Origin of the sequence: Pseudoalteromonas ulvae UL12 (assembly GCF_014925405.1) — a bacterium.
Lineage (GTDB): Bacteria > Pseudomonadota > Gammaproteobacteria > Enterobacterales > Alteromonadaceae > Pseudoalteromonas > Pseudoalteromonas ulvae.
The window spans coordinates 285884-297767 of sequence record NZ_AQHJ01000034.1 but is presented as its reverse complement, the minus strand read 5'-3'; the positions used below and the strand labels follow the sequence as shown (position 1 = coordinate 297767).

7 protein-coding genes are annotated in these 11884 nt (G+C 38.9%); 3 read left to right on the top strand and 4 right to left on the bottom strand.

Going from position 1 to position 11884, the window contains the following annotated elements:
• Window positions 1–729: 729 nt before the first annotated feature.
• Complete coding sequence (locus PULV_RS22030) at window positions 730–1422, top strand: helix-turn-helix transcriptional regulator (protein WP_227009442.1); 693 nt, start codon at window positions 730–732, stop codon at window positions 1420–1422.
• A gap of 81 nt (window positions 1423–1503) precedes the next feature.
• Here the strand turns inward: PULV_RS22030 and PULV_RS18005 are convergent, their stop codons facing one another.
• The 3 genes from PULV_RS18005 to PULV_RS17995 are packed head-to-tail and all read right to left on the bottom strand — an operon-like array spanning window position 1504 to window position 3434.
• The gene (locus PULV_RS18005; protein ID WP_193332428.1) at window positions 1504–2337 is read right to left on the bottom strand and encodes an RNA polymerase subunit sigma-24; all 834 of its coding nucleotides are present in this window, start codon (window positions 2335–2337) and stop codon (window positions 1504–1506) included.
• 14 nt (window positions 2338–2351) lie between these two features.
• Window positions 2352–3071 (bottom strand): SIMPL domain-containing protein, encoded by a 720-nt coding sequence (locus tag PULV_RS18000; RefSeq protein WP_086744452.1) that lies wholly within the window; start codon window positions 3069–3071, stop codon window positions 2352–2354.
• 27 nt (window positions 3072–3098) lie between these two features.
• Window positions 3099–3434: a cupin domain-containing protein gene (locus tag PULV_RS17995; RefSeq protein ID WP_086744451.1), complete on the bottom strand. Its 336-nt coding sequence runs from the start codon at window positions 3432–3434 to the stop codon at window positions 3099–3101.
• A gap of 156 nt (window positions 3435–3590) precedes the next feature.
• Between PULV_RS17995 and PULV_RS17990 the strand changes: the two genes are divergently transcribed.
• Window positions 3591–6260, top strand: a complete 2670-nt coding sequence (locus tag PULV_RS17990; protein WP_193332427.1) for a bifunctional acetate--CoA ligase family protein/GNAT family N-acetyltransferase — start codon at window positions 3591–3593, stop codon at window positions 6258–6260.
• An 85-nt stretch (window positions 6261–6345) separates the two neighbouring features.
• Window positions 6346–7296 (top strand): ion transporter, encoded by a 951-nt coding sequence (locus PULV_RS17985; RefSeq protein WP_086744449.1) that lies wholly within the window; start codon window positions 6346–6348, stop codon window positions 7294–7296.
• Between the two features lie 86 nt (window positions 7297–7382).
• On the opposite strand, the gene PULV_RS17980 is transcribed toward PULV_RS17985, so the two are convergent.
• The gene (locus PULV_RS17980; protein WP_086744448.1) at window positions 7383–11882 is read right to left on the bottom strand and encodes an EAL domain-containing protein; all 4500 of its coding nucleotides are present in this window, start codon (window positions 11880–11882) and stop codon (window positions 7383–7385) included.
• Window positions 11883–11884: the final 2 nt, after the last annotated feature.

Sequence of the window (11884 nt, the reverse complement as noted above, 5' to 3'; positions counted from 1 at the left end):
CTTGACAAATACTTGTTACAACTCAAACCTATAAAGCACCTACCTGATTACATATATTTAAATCCCTCAGTAATCAGATAAATATTTTCATAAATTCAATGTACAAAGGTTCTTAAGCCCAAAGATGATTTAATCTTCATTAAACCGACATGAAAGCTCGATATGATTCTCTGGGATGAAAATTTTAAAAACAATTAAACCTGATAAATATACCAGTACCCATAAAAGGCACTATGAATCACTAATAATTCTTGTTATCATTATTTATAAGAAGTTTTTATTAGATTAATTGAAATGATTAATACGGCGTGGGCACGAGTCAAATTAAACAGTTTAAAACCAGCAATAAGTTCGTACTTGTTTAAAAGAAAAACAACTAAAAAATCTCTAATTAGTAACTTTAAAGTAAAAAAATCAGATTACCAAACTGACTTAAAATTGACATCAAACGGTCACAAATCCGAAATTGAAATTGAAATTTATATAAAAATAAACAAAACCAGTATTTACAATAAGAAATCTTCAACTATTAATCACAGTCCCAACTTAATAATTAAATTGGCATTAACATCAATAATTAATTTTATTAAATCCAAAAACCATCCTATGCAACCATTAAAAATAGCTATTCATACATGCTATTAATTCGCTAAAATTCTAAATTAATATGTTAACTTTCATTTTTAGCTTTTATTACTTGCAACTTTATTTAAATTAATGGTGAACTAAGTGCTCTCTGAAGTAACAACTAATAACCTAAAAGGCTCAACAAGAAAACTCGAAATAGTGAATTCGCTAGCTGAGTTAGAATGTGAAATAAAGTGCATAGCAAAAAATTTAAACGCTATCAGTTACGCACTCTGTGTTTTTTCTGTCGATCTACCAGAGAAAGATTCTGTAAATATATATGGAACTCTAGGCAGTGCACTTTCTCAATTAATCATAGAAAGTCAGTTAATTAAATCTTATTGTCAATCAGATTTCAAACCAATTAGAATCAACGAAATAAGTAATTACTACCAATTAAAAGATTTAAAAAAGAAAAAAGCTTTTTATATTTTTAGCGACACATTACTCATTCCTTTTAAAGGTTCAGCATATGAATATGGCTGCTTAATATTAAGAACAAAAGATGAAAAAACACTAAAAGACGAGTATTTTAAATCTATTGTCCGTGTTCAATATATGTATGATGCATTTAAAAGAAGTAAAAAAGGTAAAGCAAATGAAATAAAATTCACGAAACGGGAGATTGAGTGCTTAAAATGGGCAACTGAAGGAAAAACATCGTGGGAAATAAGCCAAATATTAACCATCACAGACCGAACAGTTAATTATCATATTGCTAATTGCATTCGAAAAACTAATAGCACGAATAGGCAACAAGCTATCGCAAAGTTTTGTGCCATGGGTTTTGTATAGATTAATTGTTAAATATATTCCCCTTTCAATGCCAGTATAAAAAACTGTTATTGACTAAAATCAACATGTATATCTAGTGATTTATAACAAAGAGCAACCTTTGGAGTTAAGCTCGCACCGATGTCCGTGATAAAACTCAATATCTTGATGCAAAATACATTCATCAGTATCGATATTAATAATATCGCGCATTTGTTCAAGTAAACACCAAAAGCTGAGATCGCCCATAAATATCACTTCTTCTTGGTTTTGATTCGCACCAAATAATTGCGCCAATGATAAAGGCCCATTCGCGAGGGCTTCTATAATTTGCCATTGAGTCCGATTATAACCATGATTCAAACGCTTCTCTTCTAAGTAACGTATCATCGCAGGTTTAAGATTTGGCCAAAACTTAAAATCAAGTGTCAATGTATGCTCGAGCATACTCAGAGAAGTCACCAGCCCTAACCACACTTGTTCAGCTAATTGAATAAACTCAGCGCTGGGATTAAAACGACTTTGATAATGTTGTGATATTTGTTCTGGATTTAAATCGTGAGGCGGCAAATACTCCGGAAGCATCACGATAAAAAGCTGGTTTAATGGTCGACCCGTTGCTCGGTACCAAGCTAAAAACTGCAACCCTATTAAGGCATCAAATAGTTCTGGAGTCAGCCATAGCGTGATAGCTTCATGCTCAGGTAATTGAAGCAGTGTATCATCACGCTCAGCGAATTTTTCTTGTACAATTTTTAAATCAATACAAAAATATTCAGCCAAAAAATGACCGCGTATTTCGCTGATGTCTTTTAAGTCAGTATGAGCCGTAATTTGCCCTTCATGTAAAGCATCTTGCCAAGCCTGAAACTCACCTTGAATACCGATTCTTTTAAGGTATAAATTCGCATTATCGCCATTGGTAATATGAAGCATCGCTGATTAGCCCATTAATCTGATAAGTAATATTCGACGGTTGAAACTACACGCACGTGTTTAATGTGTGGGGTATTGGAATCGCGATCTGATATGCTAAATTGCCCTTGTCGCGCAGATTTTATTTTACCTAATTTCGATTTCGAGTCATTTGCAAATTTCTCGGCAACTTCGCGTGCTTGCTCGGTCGCCGTTTGGATCATCTGTGGTTTGAGATCATTTAAACCGGTAAAAGAATATTGCACTCTGCTTTCGTAATTTTGTCCTGCTATCGCAATATTTTGCTTCGCTAGCTGGCTAATTTTACTTAATGCATTATTTACTTTTTCAGGCTCTTGGCTATGCACCGTGATGGTTGAGCGAACTAGATAACGATATTGAACGCCTTGATTATTACTATATTGATCGGCCAACTTATCAATCACCGCCAACGCCCCTAACGACACGTCATTTGGATCAAAGCCATGTAGAGCCAAAAATGCATTAATCGCTTCATTTTTGGATTGAACCTGTTCAATAAGCTCAGCTAAATCATTGCCTGTGTCGCTAAATTGAATTGGCCAAATAACGGTGTCGGCGAGTACTTCTTGTTCAGCAAGCCCTTTGACTAAAACGGTACGCTCCATCGCTTTGTACTCAAGTAAACCCGTTTTGATTTGCCAGCCTAATGAACTCAAACCAATAGCCAATAACGCCCCTAAAATCAGCGGTTGTTTAATCGAAAATCTCTCCATGGCGTTCTTCCTTTATTATCTAATTTTTTAACCTAATACAGATAACACTTTGACATCTTGGTCAAAACCAAGCAATACATCTAACTCTGAAGTTGGCACCGAAATGTAATCACCTTGTTTTACCGAAAGTGATGAACCATCGACAGTCACCGTGCCATGACCGCTGAGTACATAAATGCGTTCAGTTTTTTGGTAATTAACCATTAAAGGTATCGACTTTTTGATAAACATCAAATGCTCTGTGCCCGTTTCAGGCGATCCTAAGGAATGAACAGTGACTAAATCTTGTTGATGGGATGGGATCATGTGTTTTAAATCAATAGCACTTGCACCTAAGGCTGCACAAATAAGCAATAAGGTCATGTTGACGCCTGTAAGATAAATAAAAATAAGCGTTTAGCTTGTTACAATATAACGACACTATAAACTAACCGCTAATTGGAATCTAATTCTAAACACGCTAGTTTATGGCTAAATCGGCCAAACAAGGCCTCTAAACAGCATATTTGAGGGAAGAATATGAGTGTAAAGCGGATCAGTCAGTTTTTTAATCCTCGCTCTGTCGCGGTCATTGGCGCTTCGAATCAAACGAACCGAGCTGGGTTTGTTGTGATGAGAAATTTACTACAGGGCGGATTTAATGGGCCCATTATGCCTGTTACACCAAAATATAAAGCCGTTCATGGCGTACTCGCTTACCCTGATATCGCTTCTTTGCCGCAAGTCCCTGATTTAGCTATTTTATGCACCAATAAACATATCTCAATCGCATTAATCAAAGCGCTCGGCGAAAAAGGCTGTAAGCATGCCATTTTAATCGCCTCAGGTTTTAAAGAAGCGCAAAAACAAGCATTACAACAAGCTGCGAAAGAACATGGGGTTAACTTACTTGGCCCAAACTGCTTGGGTCTGCTGATCCCAAGTATTGGCCTGAATGCGAGCTTTTCTCATACTATCGCAAGCCCTGGTAAATTAGCTTTTATTTCTCAATCAGCTGCGGTGTGCTCAACCATTTTGGACTGGGCACAAAATAAAGGCATTGGCTTTTCTTATTTTGTTTCTATGGGTGATTGCTGCGACATAGATTTCCACGAGTTAATTGACTTTTTAGGGCGCGACCCTAAAACCCAAGCCATCTTGTTGTATATCGATAATATCGCCAATGCACGCAGCTTTATCTCGGCCGCACGCGCTGCAGCAGTCAATAAGCCCGTTATTGCGATTAAAACCGGCAAAACCAATTTAGGTGCAGCGGCTGCTCAACTGCATACAGGCGGTTATACCAGCGCAGATGCTGTTTACGATGCGATGTTCCAACGCGCAGGTATGCTACGAGTAAACGACTTACGAGAGCTCTTTGCTGCCACGCAGACCCTAGCACTTCATCCAAAACTTCTTAAAAAAGAGCACTTAACTGTGTTAACGAACGGCGGTGGCCCAGGTGTAATGTCTGTTGATACCTTAATCCAAAGCTCAGGTCGCCTTGCGACACTTAGTGAGGATACCATTCAGCAACTCAATAAAGTCATGCCGCAAGATGACATGATTGCAAACCCTGTTGATATTTTTGGTGATTCTGATCCGAGCCGCTATCAAAAAACCCTTGAAATACTGCTAAAAGCGCCTGAGGTTGATAATTTATTAATTTTACACAGCCCATCTGCGTTAGCCCCCAGCGAAGAGTACGCAAAAATTATCGTCGATACCGTTAATGCCCTTCCAAAAATGCAGCGCCCTTATGTTTTGACTAATTTCATGGGTGAAGATGCCGCTTATGCTGCACGCAAAGTGTGTAATTTGGGTGGGATCCCAACCTATCGCACCCCTGAAGGTGCTGTTGGGGCGTTTATGCATTTAGTGCAATATCGTCGCAACCAAAAGCATTTAACCCAAACACCTGAATCATTGCCACAGTCGTACAGTGTTGATAATCGTTCAGCCAAAAAAATGATTAAACAGCATTTACTCGACGAACAAAGCTATTTATCAACCTATCAAACCCGACCTATTTTGCAACATTACGGCATTGATATCATTCAAACCGAAGTGGCACTCACTCCAAGTGAAGCAAAGGAGCAAGCCCAAGAATTAGGGTTCCCAATCGCACTCAAACTGATTAGCCCCAGTATTGAATCAAAATCTGATGTGGGTGGAGTTGTGCTTAATTTAAATGATGGCGATGAAGTCGAGCAAACAGCTTTTGCGATGTTGTTACGCATCAAACAAACCTATCCGGATGCCATTATTGAGGGCTTTTCATTACAAAAAATGGCGCCAAGAGCGGGTGCACAAGAGCTTCGCATCGCAATCAAGAGTGATCCCTGTTTTGGACCCGTTATCTTGCTCGGCGAATCCGGGACAGGTTTGAGTTACGCTCAGGCGGCTGTTGCGCTTCCCCCTCTTAATATGAACTTAGCTAAGTATTTAATTGCTGCCGCTCACGATAAAGGCTTTATCAAAGACAAACACCTTCCTGATAAAATTGATAAATACACTTTATGCGCCTTATTGACTCGTGTGTCACAACTGATTGTTGATCAACCCGATATTGCTTCTCTTGAGCTCAATCCTGTGCTGGCTATTGATGGTCAATTTTTAGTGCTTGATGCAATGATGACGCTAAAAAAATATCAAATTAAAGGCACGAAACGCCTCTGTATTCGCCCGTATCCGAAAGAATTAGAGCAGATCATTACCTTAAAAGATGGTTCGACAGCTTTACTGCGGCCAATAAAACCAGAAGATGAAGCGGCCCACAGAGAATTTGATTTATCCCTCAGCAAAGAAGATCGCTACAAGCGTTTCTTTGGGGAGTTGCCTGATTTTAGCCATGAACAACTAGCAAAAATGACTCAGATTGATTATGACCGTGAAATGGCCTTTATTGTGTCTAAAGAAACATCACAAGGTTGGCAAACTCTAGGGGTGTCACGTGTGCTAATGGATCCTGATAACCATGAAGCCGAATTTGCGATTGTGATCCGATCAGACCTAAAAGGTTTAGGCCTTGGTAGAGTATTGATGCAAAGTGCAATCGACCATTGTAAAAATCAGCAAGTGTCTATCATTAGCGGCATTACGTTACCTGAAAATACCGGTATGATTGCATTAGCCAAAAAACTAGGGTTTATCGTGAAGCGAGACTTTGAAGAGGGCACCGTTACTATGGCGCTCGATCTCACCACCTGACGCTTCAAAAAAAGTAGTCTAAAGATTGTATCAAAGGCTTATAGTTCTTAAACTAATCAATAATTTAAATAGATTGGATTACACTGTGCGCGCGATTCGACAAGTTCTCGCCGAGATCCTTGAAGGCTCTGGCAAAAATGTAAACAAAGGTCGCTGGCTTGATGCTGTATTAGTGCTACTGATTAGTATTAATATTATTGCCATAGTGCTTGAGTCCGTCAGCTCCATCGCCCAAGCGCACAAACAATTGTTTATTTGGATTGAAATAATTTCTGTCGCGATATTTACGATTGAATATTTCACCCGAATTTGGGTGAGCGTTGATTTAGAGCAATATGAACACGCAACAGATAGCCCATTCAAAATTCGTATCAAGTATATGTTTAGCCCGCTAGCCCTTATTGACCTAATAGCTATTTTGCCATTTTATTTAATGTTTTTTATTAATCTTGATTTAAGATTTTTACGTGCTTTACGTTTATTGCGGATCTTCAAACTCACTCGCTACTCCCGTGCGATGCAACTACTGTTGCAATCATTTAAAGAAGAAAGTAACTCACTCCTCGCTGCTTTTTTTATTATGGCTGTTGTTTTAATCATGGCTTCGTGCGGCATATATTTACTCGAACATGATATTCAACCAGACAAATTTGGGTCAATTCCTGCGGCAATGTGGTGGGCAATGGCGACCCTCACCACCGTTGGATACGGTGACGTTGTGCCAATTACCCCTGTTGGTAAATTTTTTGGAGGTGTGATCACCGTATTAAGTATGGGTATGGTCGCTATCCCTACCGGTTTACTTGCCTCTAGTTTTTCTGAACAAATACGAAAACGTCGCGCATTATTTGCTGACCATGTCCATGCTGCATTAGAAGACGGTAAAATAACCAAAGATGAGCTTATGAAGCTTGAAGAATTACGATTAAATTTAGGCTTAAGCAAACTAGAAACAAAAGCGGCTATCCGTAATGAACTCAACGCTAACAGCCAATTAAACTACTGCCCTCACTGCGGAGAAAAGCTCAATCACTGAGCTATGCTTTAGATAGTTAAATGGTTAAATGGTTAAATGGTTAAATGGTTAAATGGTTAAATGGTTAAATAAAGTTGGATAAGTACTTAAAAATACGTTCGCCAATCAGTGTTTAACAATGATTCAATATTCTCGGCTGGCTGTGGTTTAGAGAGCAAATACCCTTGCAGGTAATCACAACCAAACATTTGTAAAAACTCAGCCTGTACTTGTGTTTCAACACCTTCTGCAACACAAGCTTTGCCCAAACTATGCGCTAAAGCCAGCGTCGAATGAATAATCGCCTCATCACTCACATCTTGACCTATGTCATGCACAAAGCTTTGATCTATTTTAAGTACATCAATAGGAAAGCGCTTTAAGTAAGCCAATGAGGAATAACCTGTACCAAAGTCATCCATATAAATTCGACAACCCAACTCTTTTAATTTCAGCATGACTTCGAGTGCTTTTTCTGTATCTTGCATCAGCGCACTTTCTGTTATTTCAAATACCACATGCTGTGCTTTAATGCCTGCCTGCTCAATACGTAAGGTTAACTGCTCGGCAATGCCTTCAAAATCAAAATCTCGCGCCGACAAGTTAATGGATATATAACAATCTGGTTGTACTGTCAGCCAATGTGCCAAATCTTTTAGCGCTCGCTCCAAAGTTGCTAACGTTAGTGTGGTAATAATTCCCATACTTTCAGCCACAGGAATAAATTCCCCAGGTGACACCACGCCTGTAAGCTGTTGCCAACGCAATAATACTTCAAAGCCTTTAAGTTTATGCTCTGTGGCACAAATAATTGGTTGATAGTAATTGATAAACTCGTCGTGTTGCACGCCCTCTTTGAGTTCAATTTCAAGTTGCAATTTACGTTGAATTTTTTGATTCATCTCTTGGTGGAAAAATTGATAGGTACTTCCACCCTGCTTTTTAGCGTGATACATCGCAATGTCAGATGACTTCAACAATCCCATTGGATCTTTACTGTCATCAGGGTAAATCGCAACACCAACACTTGGAGTGACATTCATCAGGTGATTACCCAGCTGCACAGGTAGCCCTACTTCATGGCAAATTTTACGACAAACCGGTATGAGTTCATCAATCTCGTCAATGTCTTCTATTAAGATCACAAACTCATCGCCGCCCAGACGTGCGACCGTATCTTGCTCTCTTAAAATGTTTTTCAACCGATTAGCCACAGTGATCAATAACTTGTCACCATAGTCATGACCTAAAGTGTCATTGACTTGTTTGAAGTGATCTAAATCAATAAAAAGCAGTGCAACTCGACTATGATGTCGTTTACCGAGCTCTGTCGCATGAGCAATGCGATCAACGAGTAGTGAACGATTGGGCAATTTTGTTAATGGATCATAGTTAGCAAGCACTCTGAGCTCTTTTTCAGCCTCTTTTTGCTCAGTAATATCTGTAATAACAACAATATAGTTATCAATACAGTCATCTTTATTACCCATGGTACTGACTTTAATAATAACAGGATGTGATACACCATCTGCAGTTATTACCACCTCATCAGATTGAAAGTGTTCGCCTAAATTGAGTTTAGCCATGATGCGTAAATAATTAAGACGCGTTTCTTTACTGAGCCCCAAAGTTAATGAGCGACTTGTCTGAGACTCTAATGTAAATGAAAACGCGTCACTCAGGACTTTATTCACCGCGCGAACGCGGTACCGTTTATCTAAAATGAGTACCCAGTCACGTGTATGCTCAAAAGCCGCACTGAATAACCGCGCACTTTCTTCAAACGCGAGTTCTCGGGTCATATTGGTATAGGTCCCCGCGACTTGGCTAGGCATATCGTTTTGCCATGCCATCACTTTGCCAAAGTCTTTATACCAGCGCCAATGACCAAGGTGATCTTTGACGCGATACACACATTCAAAAAAACCTTTGCTCGTTGATAAAAACTCCAACCACTCGATTCTAAATTTAGCCCTATCGTCTGGATGAATTTTATTTAAATACTCTTCTAATGATAATTGCTCTGATTCGTAACCAAGCTCATTAATTAAACGCGGTTGATAAATCATCGCTGAATGAATATTCCAATCCCACACACCTGATTGGCTTCCTTCCAAAGCAAGCTTTAACCTCGCTTCACTCTCTTGACTTTCTTTATGTGCTTGCACAAGTTGTAATTGAATTTTATTGCGCCGATAAAACCATGTAAACAAGGCAACTAAACACAATAAGCCATATAAAGTCATAAAAATAGGCGAACGAAAAGGCGGGTGCTTAATAATAATTTTTAGCGAAGTATAAGGGGTGTAATTGCCAGTTAAAGGATCACGTGCGCGGATTTTAAATTCATAGACTCCCGGGTTAAACTTAGGAAATACAACGTTGTTATTTTTTGTTGAAACGCGCTTTTGCTCACCAAGTTGATACTGGTATTCCACTCGATCTTGTAGTTTAAACGTCATCGCTGAGTAAGCGATTTCTAAACCAACTACATCATGATCTAATTCAATTTCGGATACTTTGCTCATTGAAGACAGGTTCATTCGCGGTGACATCAACTTCACTGATGTAATATTCACTTGCTTTAGAATATCGCGGTGTGGGCGGTTTTGCTTAGGAGAAAAAACTGTTAACCCTTTCACTGATCCATACGCTATCCGGCCATCTGATAATTTTAAACTGGCACTGTCATTAAACTCATTGGTATCTAGACCTTCATCGACTGTAAATCGCTGAAAATGCCCATTATCTGGATCAAAACGTAATATTCCTTGATGGGTAGATAACCAAATCATCCCCTCATCATCACTGATCATCCCATACAACAGACTGCCTATATCCTTTTTGTCATCTTCAAATGGATGAACAATTTGGAACGTATCGGCATCGAGGCCAATTAAACCAAATGTAGTAAACGACAACCATAAAATATTGTTTTTATCGACAAGGTGGCTACTCAACCAGATTGAATTATTGTGTACCATACGATCAAGCTGATATATCACTTCAAGCGTTTGTTGTTCGCTGTCCACCCTAAACAGTTTTCCACCTTGAAAAAATAACACCTGGTTGGGTTTATCTGGTAATGGCGCTAAAAAACGCTGAGCTAATTCCATATCTAAGTCAGTAAAATCCCCTCCTAGCGGTGTAATTCCACGGGTGCGGATATTATAAATATAGGGGCCAAGCTCAATGTGGATAAGGTACAATTGCTCGTTATTGAGCATATACCCACCATAACTATAATCTTTTAAGTAATCTTGATGTTGCTCAGTAACCGTTTCAAGGGCTGAAAGTTGATAAGTTTGCGTATTAAACGCCATCATTCCTTCGACTGAAGATAAGTAAATATGATCCTCAACCAAATAAAACTGCTGAATATTAAACTCACTATTAAACTCATCTGCAAAGTAATTTTGTAAATAAACTTCTGATTCATATGTGCTTAAATTGAGCTTTGTTAAGCCGTTATTAGTCCCTAACCAGACGTATTCACCTTGCTCTGCAATGCTCCAAACATTGTGATGAGATAAACCAGGCCCTCTTAGGTTTTCATTATGATAATTAAAAAACAAACTACGGTTTTCAGGAATGAAAAAGGCACCATCATTTTTCGTCCCCAGCCACATTGAACCATGCTGGTCTTCAATCATATTCACAAAGCTTGGATCAGATAACGTAAACTGCTCATTTACAAGGTTATTTTTAACTAAGTGGTTCTCTTTTAAGTAAAATTGATACAAGCCCTGATTCGTTGCTAAGTGTAAATAATCTGACTTTTGATTAATGGTCCAGATATTTAAGTCAGAAATTAGCTCAATATTTTTAAACGGCACATCAGGGGTTTCCATCATTTGTGCCAGATTCGAAATATCAACCTGATACAGCCCTTGTACTGTGCCAAGCAATAAAGTTTCATTATCGATTAATGCTAACTCTTTGGTATTGTTTTGATTGAGGGACGTTGGTGTCTCAGCGGTATGCTCGACTAAACGTGATTGCCCAGACTTCACATCGTATACATACAGTCCTTCGGTTGTTGCAGCGAATAAAAAGCGCTCAAATTGCAATAATTTTCGAACTGCAGATGCCTTAAAATCAGCATTTGGGATCTCAAGTACTGTGTTTATCTCACCTGTATGACGATTTAATATCGCAACATTAGTGCCTCGCCCTAACCAAAGATGAGTGTCATCACCAACATCGAGCATCGCATAAACAGCCTGACTGTAGCTTTGCTCAAGAGACTGAGGTTGAAATAAATACTGACGATACTGCGAAGTATCTACTGAGAAACTTAACAATCCTTGAGCCAATGAAAAAATCCAGATCGTGCCAGACATATCTTGGTACAAGAGATCAATAGCCATGTCTTTTAAGATCCCATCAGGCCCTTCGACGGCTTGATTTATTATTCCGTCATACTTGTTCAGCCCACCTTGCGTCGCAATCCAAAGGTATCCTTGTTTATCAACTAATAATTCATTGACATGACTCTGGGTGAGCCCTTCGTCAGGCGAGAGCCGTTTTACTGGCGCTGCAAACACCGATGGACATAGGAGACTAAATAAAATGAATACTAAGAAAATACGCGCGATTAGTAACAAAT